The 20,132-nt window shown below is 57.2% G+C and carries 14 protein-coding genes and 1 pseudogene; 10 read left to right on the top strand and 5 right to left on the bottom strand.

Features of this window, described 5'->3' with window-relative positions; genetic code table 11:
• Nucleotides 1–131: 131 nt before the first annotated feature.
• Nucleotides 132–713: a ubiquinol-cytochrome C chaperone family protein gene (locus ABH945_RS10620; protein ID WP_429250529.1), complete on the bottom strand. Its 582-nt coding sequence runs from the start codon at nucleotides 711–713 to the stop codon at nucleotides 132–134.
• On the opposite strand from ABH945_RS10620, the gene ABH945_RS10615 reads away from it, so the two are divergent.
• Entirely contained in the window at nucleotides 707–1,210 is a 504-nt protein-coding gene (locus ABH945_RS10615; protein WP_429250528.1) for a hypothetical protein, read from the top strand. The genes ABH945_RS10620 and ABH945_RS10615 overlap by 7 nt on opposite strands.
• A gap of 223 nt (nucleotides 1,211–1,433) precedes the next feature.
• On the opposite strand, the pseudogene ABH945_RS10610 reads toward ABH945_RS10615, so the two are convergent.
• Nucleotides 1,434–2,311 (bottom strand): annotated as a pseudogene (locus ABH945_RS10610) (3'-5' exonuclease); the annotation flags it as partial.
• A gap of 431 nt (nucleotides 2,312–2,742) precedes the next feature.
• On the opposite strand from ABH945_RS10610, the gene ABH945_RS10605 reads away from it, so the two are divergent.
• The 6 genes from ABH945_RS10605 to ABH945_RS10580 all read left to right on the top strand — a co-directional run bounded on the left by ABH945_RS10605 (nucleotide 2,743) and on the right by ABH945_RS10580 (nucleotide 12,975).
• Nucleotides 2,743–4,542 (top strand): N-6 DNA methylase, encoded by a 1,800-nt coding sequence (locus ABH945_RS10605; RefSeq protein WP_429250527.1) that lies wholly within the window; start codon nucleotides 2,743–2,745, stop codon nucleotides 4,540–4,542.
• 19 nt (nucleotides 4,543–4,561) lie between these two features.
• On the top strand, nucleotides 4,562–6,175 hold the full coding sequence (locus tag ABH945_RS10600; protein WP_429250526.1) for an N-6 DNA methylase: 1,614 nt from the start codon (nucleotides 4,562–4,564) through the stop codon (nucleotides 6,173–6,175).
• Nucleotides 6,176–6,219: 44 nt separating this feature from the next.
• Nucleotides 6,220–7,404 carry a restriction endonuclease subunit S gene (locus ABH945_RS10595; protein WP_429250525.1) on the top strand — a complete coding sequence of 395 codons (1,185 nt, stop codon included), beginning with the start codon at nucleotides 6,220–6,222 and terminating at the stop codon, nucleotides 7,402–7,404.
• Between the two features lie 36 nt (nucleotides 7,405–7,440).
• A complete protein-coding gene (locus ABH945_RS10590; RefSeq protein WP_429250524.1) occupies nucleotides 7,441–10,731 on the top strand; it encodes a type I restriction endonuclease subunit R in 3,291 nt (1,096 codons plus the stop codon).
• A gap of 3 nt (nucleotides 10,732–10,734) precedes the next feature.
• Entirely contained in the window at nucleotides 10,735–11,445 is a 711-nt protein-coding gene (locus ABH945_RS10585) for a SprT family zinc-dependent metalloprotease (RefSeq protein WP_429250523.1), read from the top strand.
• Between the two features lie 78 nt (nucleotides 11,446–11,523).
• Nucleotides 11,524–12,975, top strand: a complete 1,452-nt coding sequence (locus ABH945_RS10580; protein ID WP_429250522.1) for a hypothetical protein — start codon at nucleotides 11,524–11,526, stop codon at nucleotides 12,973–12,975.
• Between the two features lie 294 nt (nucleotides 12,976–13,269).
• Here the strand turns inward: ABH945_RS10580 and gyrB are convergent, their stop codons facing one another.
• The 3 genes from gyrB to dnaA all read right to left on the bottom strand — a co-directional run bounded on the left by gyrB (nucleotide 13,270) and on the right by dnaA (nucleotide 18,756).
• Entirely contained in the window at nucleotides 13,270–15,741 is a 2,472-nt protein-coding gene (gene gyrB / locus ABH945_RS10575) for a DNA topoisomerase (ATP-hydrolyzing) subunit B (protein WP_074762616.1), read from the bottom strand.
• Nucleotides 15,742–15,854: 113 nt separating this feature from the next.
• On the bottom strand, nucleotides 15,855–16,958 hold the full coding sequence (gene dnaN / locus ABH945_RS10570; RefSeq protein ID WP_074762615.1) for a DNA polymerase III subunit beta: 1,104 nt from the start codon (nucleotides 16,956–16,958) through the stop codon (nucleotides 15,855–15,857).
• 220 nt (nucleotides 16,959–17,178) lie between these two features.
• Nucleotides 17,179–18,756 carry a chromosomal replication initiator protein DnaA gene (gene dnaA / locus ABH945_RS10565; protein WP_216350599.1) on the bottom strand — a complete coding sequence of 526 codons (1,578 nt, stop codon included), beginning with the start codon at nucleotides 18,754–18,756 and terminating at the stop codon, nucleotides 17,179–17,181.
• Nucleotides 18,757–19,140: 384 nt separating this feature from the next.
• Between dnaA and rpmH the strand changes: the two genes are divergently transcribed.
• The 3 genes from rpmH to yidD all read left to right on the top strand — a co-directional run bounded on the left by rpmH (nucleotide 19,141) and on the right by yidD (nucleotide 20,120).
• Complete coding sequence (gene rpmH / locus ABH945_RS10560; RefSeq protein ID WP_004198824.1) at nucleotides 19,141–19,275, top strand: 50S ribosomal protein L34; 135 nt, start codon at nucleotides 19,141–19,143, stop codon at nucleotides 19,273–19,275.
• Between the two features lie 19 nt (nucleotides 19,276–19,294).
• A complete protein-coding gene (gene rnpA / locus ABH945_RS10555) occupies nucleotides 19,295–19,774 on the top strand; it encodes a ribonuclease P protein component (RefSeq protein WP_429250521.1) in 480 nt (159 codons plus the stop codon).
• A gap of 115 nt (nucleotides 19,775–19,889) precedes the next feature.
• Nucleotides 19,890–20,120, top strand: coding sequence for a membrane protein insertion efficiency factor YidD (yidD, locus tag ABH945_RS10550; RefSeq protein ID WP_006050604.1), 231 nt, complete (start codon nucleotides 19,890–19,892; stop codon nucleotides 20,118–20,120).
• Nucleotides 20,121–20,132: the final 12 nt, after the last annotated feature.

The raw sequence follows: 20,132 nt of genomic DNA, 5'->3' as shown, positions 1-20,132 counted from the left end.
AGTTGCCGTTGCCATTAACGTTCCACCTTTTTGCGACCCTGACGTACGCACTTGCGACTAGGACAGTCACGGCGCCCGCAACAAAAGCGATTGCGTGTGACTTAAGATATTCCATCGGGCCAGGAAACATCTCACGCTCCTTGAAATGCTTGTCCGCACTCGGCGCAAAACCGGGAAATGCGTTCATTCCGCGCGCCGCAGGACGGACACGCTTTTGTATGAACCTCAACGATGGCCTTCTGGCGCATGTAGGCCAGTTGAATGACACATGGCACAGTGACCCGATAGGCCGGACTGGCCATGTCTGCCAACGTCCATACGCCAGTCACGACCCAGCCAATGGGACCGAGCAGTGCGCCGATGGTGCGTGCGAGCGTTGCATTCACGGCAAGAGGAAGTCCCCGACCAAGCAACGCCTTCGATACTGCATTGGCCACAATCAGCGAGAGCTTGTAGGTAGCGAACCCACCCAGGCGGCCGGCGGCGATAAGGGCGGCGCCCGCTGCGGGCTTTAGCATCGAAAGGTCAGACACATTGAGTTCTTTCAACACCGCAGCCCGTTCCTCAGCAGACATCTTCTCGAATGAGTCACGGAGAATTTTGCGGAGGATGCTGTCCTCGATAACGAGGAGGTCGTCTTTTTTGTCGAACGCGACCTTCAGATGCGAGGCCACGTCCTTGACTACCTCGTCGTAGGCGATGGTCGTTGACATCACGCCTGAGCGCTGCCTACAAGGGTCTCAACGTGCTGTTGCTCCGTGGACGCGCAGCTGACCTATTCTGGAAAGGCACCATATCCGAATTAGACACTGAGGATGTGGCGCTGGACATCCACCATATTTTTCCGCAAGACTGGTGTGAGAAGCAGGGCATCAGCAGAAAACAGTACAACACGGTGGTCAATAAGACACCGCTGTCCTACAAGGCCAATCGCATGATTGGTGGCGTGGCGCCTTCGGTCTACCTCAGCAAGCTGCAAAAGCATGACCAGGTGAAAATTGACGACGACGCAATGGACGACATCCTGAAAACGCATGCCATCGAGCCGCGGCTGCTCCGAAGTGACGATTTCCACGGCTTCTATGCCAATCGCAAACAGGCATTGCTGTCGCTGATAGGCAACGCGATGGGCAAACCGATACAACAGACCGAAGGTAACTCGACCATTGTGGCTGCAACCGAAGACGACGAAGAGGTCGAAGAGGCGTGAACCAAGAGTAGAAGCGTTGCCTCGAAGCCGCAATTTGCCAATCCTAGCGGACATTGCTGGCATTAAAGCGGCAAGACCAGCCATATTGCGCGCGTGGAGATGGCTGGTCTGTCGGCACCGCCAGTCGGACTGAGCGGCGGGTCGACAGCCGTCCATAGCACTGAATTTTATTGGCCTGATGCGAACAACTCGGATTTCGTTACCCCGCACTCCTGTTCGAAAATCAGCACAACACCAGAATCGCCCCACGCTTCGCACGCGTCAGTGCCACGTAAAGCAATTGCCGGCGGTTGCTTTCTTCGGTCTGCTTTCCGACATATGAACTCGGTGCTACGACGGTGACATAGTCGAACTCAAGTCCCTTCGCCTGGTGCATCGTCCCCATATGCACCACGCCTTGTTTTTCCGTGTGATTGCTCTGCGCACTAATCGACACCGTCCTTTTGCCGGCCTTCTGCAGCAGCAGCTCCAAGGTGTCACGATTTTTCTCACTGGACGCAACCACACAAAAACTTGGAGGAGGCTGACCATCCGCTGTCTTCGGCCACTGAAGCAAGAACTCCTAGACTTTCTCGCCAGCCTTTTCCAAGCCGCTCACCTCGACCTGGACCGGAGCCGGCCTATGTGTAAGCGAGCGATAACGGCTCGACTCGTCCTGTCCGTCATCGAGGTCATCAACCTCGACACCTTCGAGCAGAGCAACTGCCTTACGGCGGATTTCGTCGGTGGTCCGATAGTTGATGTAGAGCTTCCTGGAGCGTCCGCGGATGTCGATGCCGCATTTGCGCATCGCCGCCCGGTGACGACTATAAATCCGTTGGTGACAGTCACCGACAAAGAACAGGTCATTCGCGCCTGCGGGAATCATCGCCCGCAAAAGTTTTATTGCCTGCCGAAGTCCTGCGTCTCATCGATGACAATGGCCCTGTAAGACGGGATTAGCGACTTGTCGCCATCGAGCATGGACGCCAACTCACGGTAGGCATCATCTACCTCCTTGAGCTTGCGGGATGCAAGCTGGCCACGATACTCGTCGAATACCGGCCATACGGCATGGCGCTTTGCGCGGCTGAGCAATACGCCGCGGCCAGTACGGCGCGAAACGAATGCGATGTGGTCCCGTTTCCTGCCCAAATTACGTTTGGGACGCGAGCGAGAAAGCCCTTCCAATATATTTCGTAGCGTGCTACGATTATATTCATGGCAAAGATGAGGTCGTGATGAGCGATAACAATCTTGGGTTTGAATCTGCATGTGACCGTCGTGCAGCGATGTCTCGACACGCAGACAAGCGCGCACAACAGCGAGGAATTGACAAGGTCGCGCTACCACTACTACTGGCTTATGGCCAGCGCGAGTTCGACGGGCGCGGAGGCATCCGTTATCTGATGACTGCGGATGCGCTTGACTCTCTCCGCCGGGCGGTGGGTCGCACGAAACAGGTAGAAGCTCTCGCCGGAGTGTACGTCGTGGTTAGCGCTGACGACCAGACAGTCATCACGATGGGGCATCGTCACAATTAAGAAGACACCATGGAACAAATCGAATCACCCGCTGCCCGGGCTTACTGGAAACTGACCAACCTGGCGCGACTTGGCGGAATCTACGATGCGCAGCTCTTTGCGCTGACTTGGCTCGCCGCCGGCCGGATGGTCGTTACAGAACAAGTCAATGGCATCTCAACGATTGACCAGCTTGCCGAGATGAATGCATGGCGCTTGTTATTGAGCGCGGACTTCCCGAAGGAACTCTACGACGCAATTGCGACGCAACAGTCGCAAGCCGTTACTGTTAATGGAGGACGACGGGATGCTGCGGCAGCTATCGTCTCCGAATTGGCGATGGAGCTGGGTCGACATCCTTGGGACGTTTTGCCATGCATCACTGACGCCGGTAGCCGCAGAGATGCGGCAGATGGGACTGTAGTGCCGGAGTTGGCTGCGTTATTAATGGATATGGTCGATGCGCCGGCAGACAGTGAGGTTTTGATTCCATTCGACGGCAAGGGACAACTGACCGTAGAGGCATTACGTCGTGGATGGCGCGTGCTTTCAGCCTCTCCGCTAACCGTCTCGCAAGTTAGCCGACAACTTTTGCTGATAATTGAGACTGGGCAGTGCCGCCCTTCGCGCGTCCGTACCGAAGTCGACCGAGATGAGGTTGGTCGGCTGATGCTGCGAGCAGACTATGCGCTTATCGTACCGCCAGTCGGTATGCGGATTCGGGACCACCATGCGTTGACATGGAACATCACGGAAACGCGTACCCACGAGCAATACGCTCGCGTTGAGTCTTGGGCCTTGTCTGAGTTTGCTAGCCGAATCGACAAGCGAGCTGTTTTCCTGACCCCTCAGGGTGTCCTTTTTAACAAAGGCCAAGAGCAACGTTTGCGAGAGACTCTGCTTCATCGGGATGGAAAAGACAGTCGGGTAAAAGCGATTGTCACACTGCCGCCAGGTGTGTTTGGGTCTACTGGTATCGCAGGTGCTATTACCGTGATAAGCAACGATGCCGCTAAAGACACTGTTTACATGGCCGACCTCGGGCACGGTCGACGCGCACTTGTTGAGGCCGGTGACATTGTGTCGGCCGGCCGAGAAATTGCACTTGGCTTGCTCGAATCGGATAAAGCTCGCCAAGTAAGCTACGACGAAATTGAAGAGAACGAATTCAGTTTCGCGCCGTCACGCTACTTACAGCGCATCGCGGATTTAAGAGATGCTGCCGTCAAGCTTGGTGACATCTGCGAAGCAGTCAGACCTCCAGCATCAACGAAAGAACCTACCCCTTATGAAATCACAGAGGTCGGATTGCCTGATATGCGCCAATGGCGGCCAATTAATCAGGATATTGAGAAAGCCGTCTATCTGAAATCGGCGCCGAAGACGTCGACTTTGGTACAGTCCGGCGACATCGTCATTACCATTAAGGGCTCGGTCGGAAGGGTTGCGTTGATGGGGACGTCTGCGCAGCGCCAACCAATCATTCTGTCGCAGAGTTGTCTCGCACTACGCTTACGTCCCAGTTTGGGAGACAAAAATCTGTCGCCCGAAGTCTTACTCATGTACCTGCGTTCGCCTCACGGCCAAGCTCAACTAACCGGACTTCAGGTCGGCGCTGGTGTTCAGCATATCAGTCCCGCGACACTGTTAGGGACGGTTTCTGTGCCGATACCCTCCGAACAGGCTTATGTCGAAATTCGGCAGGACTATGACCGGCTCTGCGAACTCGAAGACCAGATTACGAACATTGAGAGCGAAATCGTGAACATCTCCTCTCGGCGTTGGCCCGACAATAACTTCGCGGCTTTGAGTGCCAACGAAACACCTTAACTAGACTCGAAATATCGACATGGCTAATCAACTTACCCTCGAAGCTCTGGAGAGTTGGCTCTGGGAATCTGCCAACATTCTGCGCGGCTCTATCGACTCGTCCGACTTCAAGAACTACATCTTCGGGCTCTTGTTCCTCAAGCGTTTCAACGACGTGTTCGAAGAGCGCGTCAACCAGTTGATGGCCGATGAAGGTTTGAGTCAGGCAGAGGCCGACGCCGAAGTCTGTGAGGACCAGGGCGCCTTCCCGTTAACTGCACGCTGGGGCTGGCTCATCACACGTACCGAGAACATTGGCGAGGCGCTTGACAAGGCCTTTCACGACATCGAAGCCGGCGTAAAAGGCACCGACCTGCAACATGTGTTGACTGCGACGCAGTACGGCGACAAGCGCGTATTGTCCGACCATACGCTGCAACGTCTGCTGCGCCACTTCAACCTGTACAAGCTGGGCAATGACGACCTTTACAAGGCCGACATGCTGGGTGACGCCTACGAGTATCTCATCAAGCAGTTCGCCGATGACGCGGGCAAGAAGGGCGGCGAGTTCTACACGCCCAAGGGCGTGGTGCAGCTGGTCGTCGAGTTGCTCGACCCGCAGCCGGGCATGAGCGTGTACGACCCTACGTGCGGCAGCGGCGGCATGCTGGTGGAGAGCGCCCACCATATCGCCGAGCTGCCGGGTGGCACCCTCATGGGCAAGCCCAATGTGCTGCTCTATGGTCAGGAAAAGAACCTGGGAACCTGGGCCATCGCCAAGCTCAACCTGTACCTGCACAACATGCGGGCGGAGATTGAGCGCGGCGATACGCTGGTCGAACCTAGGCACTTGGATGGCGATTACCTGAAGACCTTCGACCGGGTGATTGCCAACCCGCCGTTCTCGGCCAAGACGTGGTGGGCGCCGCTGGAACTCGCCGCCGAAGCCGAGCAGGAGGGTGAGAAGAAGTCCAAGGCACCCAACTACAAGCAGGTCAGTGACCCCTATGGCCGCTTTAGCTACGGCATTCCTCCGCGAGGCTATGCTGATTTGGCTTTCACCCAGCACATGCTCGCCAGCCTGAAGGCAGAAGGCCGCATGGGCGTTATTCTGCCGCACGGCGTCCTATTTCGCAGCGGCGAGGAGGGCAAGATTCGTGAAGGCCTGCTGTTCGGTACCGACGCCGCCAGCGGTAGTCAGCCGGGTGATTTGATTGAAGCCATCATCGGTCTGCCTTCGGCGCTGTTCTACAACACTACGATTCCCGCCTGCGTGTTGGTGCTGAACAAGCGCAAACCGTCAACCCTCAAGGATAAGGTCATTATCATCGACGCCAGCCGAGATTACCTTGAAGGCAAGGCGCAGAACACGTTGCGCCGTGAAGACATCACCCGTATCGTGGCCGCACACAGCGCTGCGTTTGAGCACCAGACCGAGGTGGAGAACTACTGTCGCTTGGTGGCGTTGGATGAAATCCGCAAGAACGATGGAAACCTCAACATTAGCCGTTACATCGACAACGGTGAAACCGAAGAGACAGTTGACGTGGCTGCAACCTTGGCGCAGCTTGCGGCGCTGGCAAACGAAGGGGCGCAGATTGATTTGCGGTTGAATGGCTATCTGGCCGAATTGGGGCTGCTGGAGATTGAATAAGAATGAGCTACATGCAAGTCGAAGAGGTAGTTAGGAGGACGGAGTTGGAAACTCCTACTGGATGGCAATGCGGTGAACTGTTGAATTTCTTAGAGTTACAGCGGGGTGTGGACCTGCCCCTGCAAGACCGTGTTCATGGCGAAGTCCCTATCTTTGGCTCCAATGGATTGCTGGGCTCTCATAACGCGAGTGTGGCTGACGGACCCGGCGTCATTACTGGACGCTCAGGAACGATTGGGAAGTTGTTCTACACGGAAAACAGATACTGGCCACTGAATACCTCACTGTATGTGAAGAATTTCAAGGGCAACCTGCCAAAGTTCGTTTATTACAAGCTAGATGAAGTTGGTCTTGCGAAATTCTCGACTGGAACCGGAGTGCCGACACTAAACAGAAACGTCGCGCACAAGGAGGTCGTCGTATTTCCGCCGCTCCCCGAACAAAACAAAATCGCCGCTATCCTCACCGCCGTGGACGACAAGCTGAACTTGATTGCCCGCCAGATTGAGGCGACCCAGACCCTCAAGCGCGGGTTGATGCAGACGCTGTTCAACCGGGGTGTTGGTACCCAAGATGCCGATGGGCGATGGGTGCCGCATGCTGAGTTCAAGGATAGCGAGCTAGGGGAGATTCCGGTGGGGTGGGAAGTACAGCCACTCGCGTCGATTTCGCAGGAAACTCGAGCACGAAACGCAGGCATTCTCGACGATGCGTTGCTGTGCGGCGTCCTGAAAGACCAAGGTCTGATTCCGATGAGAGAACGGGTAAAGGGAGCTACAACCGACCGATGCCGAGTCGTTGAGTCGAACGCATTCGCCTATAACCCGATGCGTATCAACATCGGGTCTATTGCTCGTAATCTTCGTGACCACGCTGTCATGGTGAGCCCTGACTATGTTGTTTTTGCAACGAAGCCCGGTGAGTTAATGTACTCCTACCTCGACCACTTCAGGCGTTCGGATGAATGGCAGAGATTTGTAGGGCGCTCTGGTGATGGTGGGGTGCGAATTCGAATCTATTACGACGACTTGGCTCAGTTGCGCATGAAGGTTCCTCCGCTCGAAGAGCAGGCAAGGATTGTTGAAGTCCTTGACTGCGTGTCGAAAAAACTGAACAACCTCACTACCAAGCAGAGGGAATTTCAGACTCTCAAGCGCGGCCTGATGCAAAAGCTGCTAACCGGCGAATGGCGCGTCAAGCTGGAAGGCGCTGAGCCGCTGGCAGCCTGAGCGCACAGCACCATAAGAACAAAAAGGAAAGCGGAAATGGGCAACGCAGAGAAGACAGGGGTGGAAATTCCAGCCATCGACTGGCTGGTCAAGCTGGGCTACAGCCAATTGCCCGGCAGCCAGGTCGTGGTCAAACACCGCCATCTCGCTCCGGTGATGGAAAACATTCTCAAGCCCCGGTTGCTGGCGCTGAACCCATGGCTGGCAAGCGCGCCCGGTGGTGTGGACGCGGTCCTCATCGAGCTGCGCAAACGGGTCAACGACGACCTGTTACCCGCCAACAAGGCGTTCTGGGAGCAGGTGGTGCACCGCTCCGATATCCAGGTCAAGGATACCGAAGGCAAGCCGCGCAGCGTGCGTTTCTTTGACGCCAGTACGGCGGCCAACAACGACTTCCACGTAGTGGACCAGTACGTGGGCCACAATGCCGACGGCGATGTGTTCCGCCCCGACCTGCTGCTGTTCGTCAACGGCCTGCCCATGGCCATCATCGAATGCAAGGCCAGCCACCACCGGCTGGACGAAGCTCTCGCGCAACTGGACGGTTACCGGGCCACGTTTCCATCCCAGTTTGTTTTCAATCAGGTCAGCGTGGGGTTGAACGGGCGGCAAGGCTTGTATGGTGCCATCTTCACGCCACCGGCTTTTTACGCGCACTACCGGCTGCAAGACGCTGAGCGTGCCGAGGTGACGGCTTTGTTGGGGAATGAGCCGAGCGAACAAGATGAGTTGCTGTGGGCGTTGTTCGAGCCCGCGCGCTTTCTGGAGCTCATTACCCATTACGTGCTGTTCGAAACCCGCGATGGCAAGACGGTCAAGAAGCTGCCACGTTACCAGCAGTGGCGAGCCGTGCGTAAGACGGTGCAGCGGCTGACTGCACCAAAGCCACTCGGCGGTGTCGTGTGGCATACCCAAGGCAGCGGCAAGTCGCTCACCATGGCACTGCTTGCTCGCCTGTTGCGCGCCGATAGCACTGGCTTGGACAACCCGACGGTGCTGGTGCTGACCGACCGGCGCGACCTCGACAAGCAAATCTTCGACACTTTCCACGCTGTGGGCATCAAGGCCATCCAGGCCGTGTCCGTTGATGGTTTGGTCAAGATGCTGTCGAATGATTACGGCAGCGTGTTCACGAGCACGGTCCAAAAATTTCAGGAGAAGGACGAGACAGACGCTGACACGGAGGCTTCGGCCGAACCTTCTGAGGATGAGGATGACACCATCCAAGCGACGCGCCACCGGCGTCTGCGTGACGGCAAGAACTTCTTCATGGTCGAAGAGCGCAATGTTAATTTCGGCCAGTACGATGCAGACGGAGCGCTGTTTTCGCCCAAGTGGGAAGAAGTCCACCGCGAGAAGGTGAACTTCCGCGTGCTGAGCACCAAACCCAACTTCTATGTGTTGGTGGACGAAGCGCATCGTAGCCAGTACGACTTTCTGGCCGCCTTTATGCGCGCCAGTCTGCCAAAGGCCAAGTTCATTGCGTTTACCGGTACGCCTTTGCAGAACGACGACAAACATACCCTTGCCGAATTTGGCGGCGGTGAATATATCGACGAGTATCGGCTGCATGAGGCCGTGGCCGATGGAGCCACGTTGCCCATCAAGTATCAGGACGCCTGGGTGGCGCTGGCGCCCGATGTCGGCCTCGACCAAGCGTTCAAAGGGCAATTCATTAGCGAGCCCGAGGCGCGGCAGCATGCATTGAAGAAGGCACTGCTCACCCGCTGGCGACAGGCCGGCGACCGCATGGAAAAAGTGGCTCACCATCTTGTTGAGCACTTTCTGACCAACGTGCAGGCTAAGGGCCTCAAGGGCATGCTTGTGTGCGACGGCCGCGAGATGGCCGTACGCTACAAAGACCAGCTCGACGCAATCATGAAGGAGCGTGGCGAGCAAGGGTTGCCCACCTTCGAGAGTCGAGTGGTGGTGTCGCTGGCCAATATCACGGCTTCGCGCACCGGTGCGTCAGAAAAAGAGGCCGCTGCCGAGAAGGGAGTTAGCGCCGACAAGGTCCGCACCATCGAAGAGCGCGTGCGCGAGGAAATCAAGGCCGGCAAGGTGCCGGTCGCCATGCCGACCGAGCAGATTGCCAACTTCGTCAGCAAGCTGTTTCCGCTGCCCTATGGCGATGAAGTAAAGGGCAAGGACGGAAAGGTACATGCCAACAATGTCGGGCTCATCATCGTGTCCGACATGCTGCTCACTGGCTGGGATGCACCGATTGTCGGCACTATGTACCTAGACAAGCCGCTCAAAGAACACACCCTGCTGCAAGCCATAGCACGCGTTAACCGGACCTTGGCAGGCAAGAACGCAGGCTACATTGTGGACTACCACGGTGTGGTGGAACACTTGGACCATGCTCTCAAAATCTACGGCGGCGACGTCAAGCCTGCTCAGGTATGGGAAGGCGTGGAAAGCGAGCTGCCCAAGCTGCAAGCGACTCTCGAACGGATTCTCAAACTTTTACCGCGCAAGCATGACCCGGTCAGCCAGCGTGAGGACTACAAGGCCGATGCTGAAACGTTCCTCGACCCGGCAGCCCGGTTGGATAAGGTGGAAGACTTTCTGGAGCTGGTTAAACAGTTCAACCGCAGCATCGACATCATTCTGCCCGACGTGCGTGGCGTGGAGTTCAAACCGTATTTCACGCTGTTTGCTGAAATCCGTCTGATGTTGCGGGACAAATTGCCAGGTACGGCATATCGGGAACGAATTACCAAACTCGAATCCGTGCTCCTGCAGCAGTTGCTGGATGAACACATTAGCGCCAGCCCAGCCAAGAGCCTGCTTGGCAAAGAGGTGTCAATTCTTGACGCCTCGGACATGGACCGGCTCAAGAGGCTAGCCAGCCCCGGCAGTCGGGCGCTGGTGATGAAGAACCAATTGAAACACACTATCGAGACGGGCCGCGACAAGGACCCTGTGTTCTTCGACAAGTTGGCGGAGGAGTTGGAAAAACTGCTTGAAGAGGAGAAGGCTGGCCGCATCACCCAGGCGAAGTTTCTGGAGCAATTGGACCTGTTCGGTCAGCGCATCAAGGAGAAAGACAACACCGGGTTTTCCAGCCCGGCTCATTCGGCGGCATTCCACTACCTAGAGTCCCATCTGTCGAGCGACATGGCCCGGGGCGTGACGACAAAGCTGTTCGAGGATGAGGAACTCAGCCATACCATGGCATCTGGCCACTGGAAGGCCATGCCCGACTTGCACCCTGAAATCAAGAGGCGCATCAGCAGCTTGCTAGTGCCGCTGGCAGGCTGGCAGCGCGCCGTAGCGCGAGACCACGCCAGTCACCTGCTGACCATTTTGCTGAAGAACTGAGCTATGCCGCGCTTGCATTATGGAGAGACCACCATCGAGTGGCAGTTTCGGCCAGACGCGGGGCTGAAGCGCCACTATGTGACGGTCGAGCGTGGCCGCCCTGTGTTGTTGCGCGGACCGTGGGTGGATATACCAGAGCAAGAGGCGCTGGTGCGACGGCGCGCCCGATGGATACGCGAAAAATTGGCGCTGGTGAACAAGCCGCAGCTCGAAAACGTCATCGTGACCGGCAGCCGGCTCAGGTATTGTGGACGCAGCTACTTCACGGAGGTCCGTCACATGCCTGCTTTGGCGACGCCACGGCTGGCATTTACCGCGTCACGCTTCGTGGTGGAGTCCCCTTCGGGCAGCGCAATCACGTCCGATGCTTTGGTGCCTCTGTTGGAGAGCTTTTACCGCGAGCGCGCGGAAGAAAAACTGCTGCCAAAGGTCCGTCATTGGGAGCGCGAAACAGGGCTGAAAGGTGCAGGGGCCTTCATCCGGCATTTTCAAAGCCGATGGGCGAGCTGCGATGCTGCGAACGTCTTGCAGTTCCACCCCAGAGTGATGGAGCTGGCCGGCAGCGTGCAGGACTACGTCATTGTTCACGAGCTATGCCACACCATTGAGAAAAACCACACCCGGCTCTTCTGGAATCTAGTTACCCAAATAATGCCGGGGTGGAGGCGTGAACATGAAGCGTTAGAGCGGGCGATGTTCGGGGGCGAGATATAGCGAGGCAGCGCAATCGCACAAGCCAGCCTACGGGTGTGCGGCTATGTACACAGCAAAGAAAATAAGGAGGCGTGGCAGGTGATTTATTTCTCGGATGTATTCAATGTCGAGCCCGATGTTCTCTATGCCCGTGGTGCTTTCAATATTACGCTGGTTAACGACCTGCCGCTTTTCGTCGACCCGTTTCTCCTGTTCGATAGTAAGCGCCCGGAATTCCGGGCCTTACACGACGACATCATTAAGTACCTCGTATTTGTGCGTGACCGGGCTCAGGCGAATGAATTGACCGAGGGTGCCATATCCCAGTGGCTTTTCTTCCGGGAGGTCAAGCAAAATTGGCTTGGATTCAGCCGGCAAGGGAATAGTGGTACTGGGCTTGGGAAACAGTTTGCTCAGGTGCTTGCGCGGAACTTTCAAAGGGTATTTCGCGATTTTGGGACGGAGACCTTGACGAAGAGCTCACATTTGGAAAAACTCGGCCTGCTCAGCGGTGGTGTTGGGCGAGACCATTTGAGCGATTTCACGACGAATCTCATCAAGGGTTACCTGCTCAAGTACACCGAGGATTTTGCAAAGAAGCATCTGCACTCGAACCAGTTAAAGCAAGTTCATGTCGAGCGGGTCAACTTTAACTACGAGACAAGACGCTGGCAGTCTGGACACTTCGTGCTGCCATGGCATGCCGGCGACTACGTCATCCTCACGCCATGTGAGATTCTGACCCGCGACGAAGCATGGATTAACCAGGGGGACATGCTGAGTCAGTTCTTTCAGCTCCGACAATCATTGCCGGACGAGCATCTCCGCGCTCAGGTCAATGACCACTTCCTGAGGCAAATCAACGAACGTTCAACGCAGGATGAACGGAAAGCCGCAGCCCTGCGAACTATTAAGCAGTTCACTATGCTGATTGACCATTACATTAAATGGAAGGAGGAGAATGCGTCAGAAGCGCATGTCGTCAGCAGCAAGAAGGTTCAAGAAACCCACACGCAGTTCGTGGACAACATTCGCGAGTTGGTTCTGAAACACTTGGTCGGCACAGAGTTTTACGAGAAGGGAGACTCATACGAGGAAGCTCTGCAGCGAGTAAAGTACCTGAAACATGTCATTGAAGACAACGACGGCTATCGGGTCTTCTATGTGAGCGGTACGCCCGTCAAGCGCGAGAGCGACCTTCACACCATGTTTCGCCTGACTTGGTACGCAACGATGTTCGACGTAAACGCCGAGGTCAACAATGGTCGCGGTCCGGTGGATTACAAGGTCTCGAAGGGAAAGCGAAACGCTAGCCTTGTTGAATTCAAGTTGGCGAACAATTCAAGCCTAAGGCGCAACCTTGAGAAACAGGTCCAAGTCTATGCGAAGGCAAGTCAAACAGACCGTTCTATCAAGGTTATTTTGTATTTTTCGGATACCGAGCTGGTGAAAATCACGGGCATTCTCCGCGACCTCAAGCTTCAGGATAGAGAAGACATCGTACTTATCGATGCAAGCCGTGACAACAAAATATCCGGGTCGAAGACCTGACTGTCCTGGAGTCGAGTGATTTGCTCACAGTCACCGCGTGATAGAAGCACTAGTCCAGCATTTCGATGCCCCTCGGATGTGCTCGAGCCCTTGTGTGTTTCCGTCGCTCCTCGGCCAAAATCCTGACCAGAAATCAAGGAAAGCCTGTAAGTATCCGGGCTTACAGGCCTCCTGGGCTTTGGTCATCACAGCTCTGCGGCGCAATCAAACTGGGCTATCAGGGCCCCGCGCCCCATAAATTTCTCAGTTTATGGGTCCGTTTTTCTCAGGTTATGCGTCTACCTACAAACAGCCTCAAACATCAATATTCCCCGCCCTCAAAGCATTCGACTCAATGAAAGCCCGCCGCGGCTCCACATCATCCCCCATGAGCGTCGTAAAGATGCCATCAGCCGCAATAGCATCCTCGATCTGCACACGAAGCAAGCGACGCACGGTCGGATCCATCGTCGTCTCCCAAAGCTGACCGGGGTTCATCTCACCCAAGCCCTTATAGCGCTGCTTCGAGACATTGCGCTCAGCATCAGCCAGCAGCCACTTCATCGCACTCTTGAAGTCGGTGACAGCCATACTCCGCTCACCACGTTTAATAACGGCGCCAGTCTGAATCAAGCCCTTAAACGTATTAGCGGTATTGATCAGCTGTTGATAATCAGCAGTGAGTTGGAAATCCTGATCCAGCACCGAGATTTTCTGATTACCGTGATGAGTCCGCGCAACACGCAGCGAGCGCAATTCACGCACCGGGTCGTACATCGTCGTGACCTTGACTTCAGGCTTCAACGGATCGTCGCGCAGCTTCGCTTCCAGGGCAATCGCCGACGTTTCAGCCGCAGCTTCGCTAGAAAGGTCGATCACAACCCCATCCATCACTGCCTCAAGCGCCCCAGCGTCATACAACCGGCTCAACCGGTTAACAACGCCTTGAGCCAGCAAATAAGCCCGAGCCAGCTCGCCCAATGCATCGCCGGTAATCGGCGTAGCGCCATCGGACGAAACCAGTTCCGAACCCTGCAGCGCGAGCTTCAGAATGTGCGCATTAACTTCAGCCTCATCCTTCAGATACCGCTCGTCCTTACCTGCCTTGATCTTGAACAGCGGCGGTTGCGCGATATAGATATACCCACGCTCGATCATCTCCGGCATCTGACGATAGAAGAACGTCAGCAGCAGCGTGCGGATGTGCGCGCCGTCGACGTCAGCATCGGTCATGATGATGATGCGGTGATAACGCAGCTTCTCGAGGTTGTAGTCTTCCTTGCCGATGCCACAACCCAAAGCCGTAATCAGCGTGACGATCTGCTCCGAAGAAAGCAGCTTGTCATAACGCGCTTTCTCGACGTTCAGCACCTTGCCGCGCAGCGGCAAAATCGCCTGAAACTTCCGGTCGCGCCCCTGCTTCGCCGAGCCGCCTGCCGAGTCACCCTCGACGATATAAATTTCGGACTTCGCCGGATCTTTCTCCTGGCAATCCGCCAGCTTACCCGGCAAGCCAACGCCGTCGAGCACGCCCTTCCGACGCGTCATTTCCCGCGCCTTTCGAGCCGCGTCGCGCGCGCGCGCTGCATCGACGATCTTGCTGCAAATGATCTTCGCGTCGTTCGGCGTTTCCAGCAGGAATTCTTCGAGTGCCTTCGCGACCACGTCTTCCACCGGCGCACGCACTTCCGACGACACCAGTTTGTCCTTCGTCTGCGCGCTGAATTTCGGCTCCGGCACCTTCACCGACAGCACGCACGACAACCCTTCGCGCATATCGTCACCGGACGTCTCGACCTTCGCCTTCTTGGCAACTTCGTGATCGTTGATGTACTTGTTCAACACGCGCGTCATCGCCGCCCGCAACCCGGTCAGGTGGGTGCCGCCGTCGCGCTGCGGAATATTGTTCGTGAAGCACAGCACGTTTTCGTTGTAGCTGTCGTTCCACTGCATGGCCACTTCCACGCCCACGCCGTCTTTCTCGCCGCTGATGTGGAAAATGTTCGGGTGCAGCACAGACTTGTTCTTGTTGATGTACTCAACAAAGCCCTTCACGCCGCCCACGAACGCGAAATCTTCTTCCTTGCCGGTGCGCTGGTCGGTCAGCTTGATGCGCACGCCGTTATTCAGGAACGACAGCTCGCGAATGCGCTTGGCCAGAATGTCGTAGTGATATTCGATGTTGCCGAAAATGGTTTCGTCGGCAAGGAAGTGCACTTCGGTGCCGCGATTTTCAGTGTCGCCGGTGATCTGGATCGGCGAAACAGCCACGCCGTCGATCTCTTCGATCACGCGGTTTTGCGGCACGCCACGGTGGAACTCCATGAAGTGCTTCTTGCCGTCGCGGCGAATGGTCAAACGCAGCCACGCGGACAGCGCATTCACGCACGACACGCCCACACCGTGCAGACCGCCGGACACCTTGTAGCTGTTCTGGTCGAACTTGCCGCCGGCGTGCAACTCGGTCATCACGATTTCAGCGGCGCTGCGCTTCGGGTCGTGCTTGTCGTCCATCTTCAGGCCGGTCGGCACACCTCGGCCGTTGTCGGTGATCGAGATGGAATTGTCCGCGTGAATGATCACCTGGATGTCGTTGCAATGGCCTGCCAGTGCTTCGTCGATCGAGTTGTCGAGCACTTCGAACACGAGGTGGTGCAAACCGGTGCCATCCGATGTATCCCCGATGTACATCCCCGGCCGCTTGCGCACAGCCTCCAGACCTTCGAGGATCTGAATGGACGAGGCGCCGTAGCTGTTGTCGGGTTGCGTATTGTTCGTTTCAGTCATGGATTTTTTCCGGTTCTGCGTTGCTGCTTGGTTGCTGCTCGGGACTTTTCAAAACACCATAAAAACGCCAAAGGGGCGCTGCGCCCCTTGGTGTGTTCTCGGTATTGGACGCGTTAGATGCGCATCGGCATCACAACGTATTTGAATTCGTCGTTCTCGGGAATCGTGATCAGCGCGCTGGAGCTGGCGTCGCCGAGGCTCACTTGCAACATGTCGACCTTCAGGTTCGCGAGCACGTCGAGCAGATACGTGACGTTGAACCCGATATCGACGCTGTCGCCGGTGTAAGCGATTTCCAGTTCTTCCTGCGCCTCTTCCTGGTCGGCGTTGGTCGACATGATCTTCAACTGGCCCGGCTCGATGATGCAGCGCACGCCCTTGAATTTGTCCGACGTCAAAATTGCCGCGCGTTGCAGCGAGCGCTGCAGTTCTTCGCGGCCAATCAGGAACTGGTTCTTGTGCGACTTCGGAATCACGCGCTGGAAGTCGGGGAACTTGCCCTCGACCAGCTTCGACACCAGTTCGACCTGGCCGAATGTGAACTTCACCTGCGTTTGCGCGATGTCGATTTTCAGCGTGTCGTCGATATCTTCGAGCAGACGCTGCAATTCCAGGATCGTCTTACGCGGAATGATGACTTCCTGACGCGGGAACGAGCCTTCAATCTTCATCGACGAAAACGCCAGACGGTGGCCGTCTGTCGCGACCGCCATCAGCTGGTCGCCGTCTACCACCAGCAGCATGCCGTTCAGGTAGTAGCGAATGTCCTGCTGGGCCATCGAAAAATGGACCATGCCGAGTAACTGGCGGAATGTCTTTTGCGGAGCCACGAGGCTCGCGCCGTAGTCTTTGGCTTGCGCGACGGTCGGGAATTCGTCTGCTGCGAGGGTTTGCAGCGCAAAACGGCTCTTGCCGGATTGCACGGTCAAACGCTTGTCGTTCAGCGTGAGCGTGACCTGCCCGTCGGGCATGGCGCGCAGAATGTCGAGGAGCTTGCGTGCTGCCACCGTGGTCGCGACCGTTTCAGCGCCCACGCCGAAATCGGCACGCGTGGTGATCTGCAACTCGAGGTCGGTCGACAGGAACGACACATCAGGGCCGTTCTTGGTAATCAGCAAATTGGCGAGGATCGGCAACGTATGGCGGCGTTCGACGATGCCGCTCACAGTTTGCAGCGGCCTGAGGAGGTTATCGCGTTCGGTCTTGACCAGTTGCATAGAGTTCCTTCGTTGATATGACGGCCTGCGCGCCTTGCCAGGTAAGCGTTCCAGCATGCAGCCGTGGCTCCCCGCCGGCGCAATGCAGCGCCTGTCACGGCGTGAAATCCGCCCGCGGCCGCCGGGCGGTTAAACCTGTATTGTGCCTGAAAACAGAACCGCCTCACTAAAATGGGGGCGAGTTTGGAAATAAACAGGTCGATTTTTCCATCGCGGCCGTTTAGCCCTTTAGGGTCTGCTCCAGCACGTGCAATTCGTGGTTCAGTTGCGCGTCCTTGCTGCGCTCGTCGGCAATTTTGCGAACTGCGTGCAGCACGGTGGTGTGGTCGCGCCCGCCGAACAACTCGCCGATTTCCGGCAAGCTCTTCTGGGTCAGCTCCTTGGCCAGATACATCGCGATCTGACGCGGCCGCGCGATGTTCGCCGGACGCTTCTTCGAATACATGTCCGCGACCTTGATGCTGTAGAAGTCAGCCACGGTCTTCTGGATGTTTTCGACCGAAATCTGCCGGTTTTGCACCGTTAGCAGGTCTTTCAGCGCTTCTTTGGTCAGTTCGATCGTGATTTCGCGGCCGTGGAACTTCGAATACGCGAGGATTTTGCGCAGCGCGCCTTCCAGCTCACGCACGTTCGAGCGCAAATGCTTGGCGACGAAGAACGCGACGTCTTCATTCAGGCTCACGAACTCCGACTGTGCCTTGCGCATCAGAATCGCGACGCGCATTTCCAGCTCGGGCGGCTCGATCGCGACCGTCAGGCCGGAGTCGAAGCGCGAGATCAGGCGGTCGTCGATACCCGAAATTTCCTTCGGATACGTGTCGCTGGTGATGATCACCTGCGCCTTGTTCGCGACCAGCGCCTCGAATGCGTAGAAGAATTCCTCTTGCGTGCGCGACTTGCCGGAGAAGAACTGAATATCGTCGATCAGCAGCAGGTCGAGCGAGTGGTAATAACGCTTGAACTCGTCGAACGCCTTTCGCTGATAAGCCTTCACCACGTCGGACACATACTGTTCCGCGTGGATATAGCGGATGCGCGCACCCGCCTTGTCCATCAGAAGCTGATTGCCGATAGCGTGAATCAGGTGGGTCTTGCCCAGGCCCACGCCGCCATACAGGAACAGCGGGTTGTACGAGATGCCGGGGTTGTCAGCGACCTGGATCGCCGCGGCGCGCGCCAGCTGGTTGGCCTTACCGGTCACGAAGTTATCGAACGTGAGAACCGGGTTCAGCTTCGAGCGCTCGTACATCGAGTCGTTTTCGCCGCTATTGGATGAGCCGGCGCTCTGGCCCGGCCGCCACGTGCGTCGCGCAGCCGCAGCTTCGTTCGCGTCGAGGCTCGGGAGATCGAGGTCGGCGGCGTCTTCGGCTGCCGCGCGGGCGTTCGCGTTCTGCGCGGACATTGCCTGATTGGCGCGTGCGATCTGTGCGGCCTGCACGGCGCCGACGGCTGCGTCCACGGCGGCACCGCCGCCAGCATGGCTGCCCATCGGCGCGGACGACGCAGGGCGAGCCTGGGCCGGCGCCGCTGCCGCGGGGGCGCGCATGCCGGCTTTCGGGTCCAGGACGAATTGCACGTCGACCGGGGCCTGCCAGAAATCGCGGGCCATATCGGAAATGCGGCCGGAGAACTGGCTCTTGACCCAGTCGAGTTTGAAGCGGTTCGGCGCGGCGATGCTGAGTGTGTTCGCAGCGGCGTCGAAGGCGACCGGGGCCAACGGTTTGATCCACGTCACATACTGCTGGGGCGTAAGCTCACGCTCCAGCAATGCGGAACAGTGTTGCCAGAAATCGTTCATCGAGTTGCTGTCGTTATGGTGTGCACGGCGGTCGCCGCTGCCCCCGTTGCGTGCGCGCAACAAGGCCCTGAGCAGCCAGGCGTAACGGCTCCAGGCGCTTGTGCCACAAGGGTTTGCGGGGCAAGCGAGCCGGAGCGGCGTGCAGGATTTTTGGGAAGTAAGGCGAGATTCTAACGCGTAAACGGACCCGCAAGGGAGTTATCCACAGGGACGGATCACCTACCGAACCAGGCCCAGGGCTCGGCTGAACCAGGCTAAACTATTGACGGCCAACGGAAAACCAGTTTAAATAGCGGGTTCCGCGAAAACCAATTTCAGTAAACCTCCGGCCATTGCGCTTTCAGCGATGATCGCGCGGTTTTTTTTCGATCAAGTGAGAGCAACATGAAACGTACTTACCAACCTTCCGTTACCCGTCGCAAGCGCACCCACGGCTTCCGCGTTCGCATGAAGACCGCAGGTGGCCGCAAGGTCATCAACGCACGTCGCGCGAAGGGCCGCAAGCGCCTCGCCATCTAAGGCGAGCAGATTGCGCGCTGTGACCGAAGCCCGCGGTGATGCGGGAGCGGCTGGGGCGCAGCAACCGGGCTCGGTTCCGTTGCCAGCGCAAGCCGCCTTCCCCAAAGCCGCAAGGCTGCTGAAAACGGATGAATTTTCATCCGTTTTTCGTTTGCGCCCGTGGCGCCGCACGCCGCACTTCGTGGTGTACGGCCGGCCCACCGGCAATGACGCTCGCTTAGGTCTCGTGATCGGCAAGAAGTATGCGCCGCGCGCGGCCACGCGTAATCTGGTACGTCGAATCGCGCGTGAAGCCTTCCGACTGCGTCGTGCGGAATTCGGCGGTTGGGATGTGCTGCTGCGTTTGCACACGCGTTTCGACAAGAAGGCTTTGCCGAGCGCCTCGTCGCCGCCTTTAAAGGCGCTGTGCCGTAGCGAAATCGAGGCGTTGCTCGACAAGGCAGCGCGCGAAATTACCCGTCGTGAGGCGCCACCCGCGGAAGCGCCCAAGTCGGAATGACGCTCAAGTGACCGCCCGTTTTGCGGCTCCTGAAGCCCAAGCAGCTTCGGCAGCCTTGCCAGGCGGGCGTCACCCGGTACTCCACGTTGCGCGGCGCAGTCCGGCCGCACCAGCCATGCAAACGGTACTCATCGCTTTATTGCGTTTTTACAAGCTTGCCGTGAGCCCAATGCTCGGCAACCGGTGCCGTTTTTACCCTTCCTGCTCTGATTACGCGCGCGAAGCAATCCAGTATCATGGCGCCGCGCGCGGGACTTATCTCGCCGCCAGGCGTATTTGCCGCTGCCACCCGTTTTCCGCGGGCGGCATCGATCTCGTCCCGCCTCCCACTTCTGAAAAGCGCTGACGCGCCGTTCCA

This window comes from Paraburkholderia sp. GAS333 (assembly GCF_050435665.1).
GTDB classification, from domain to species: domain Bacteria; phylum Pseudomonadota; class Gammaproteobacteria; order Burkholderiales; family Burkholderiaceae; genus Paraburkholderia; species Paraburkholderia fungorum_A.
The sequence above is the reverse complement of the archived record's forward strand: the minus strand, read 5'-3'. Positions and strand labels throughout refer to the sequence as shown.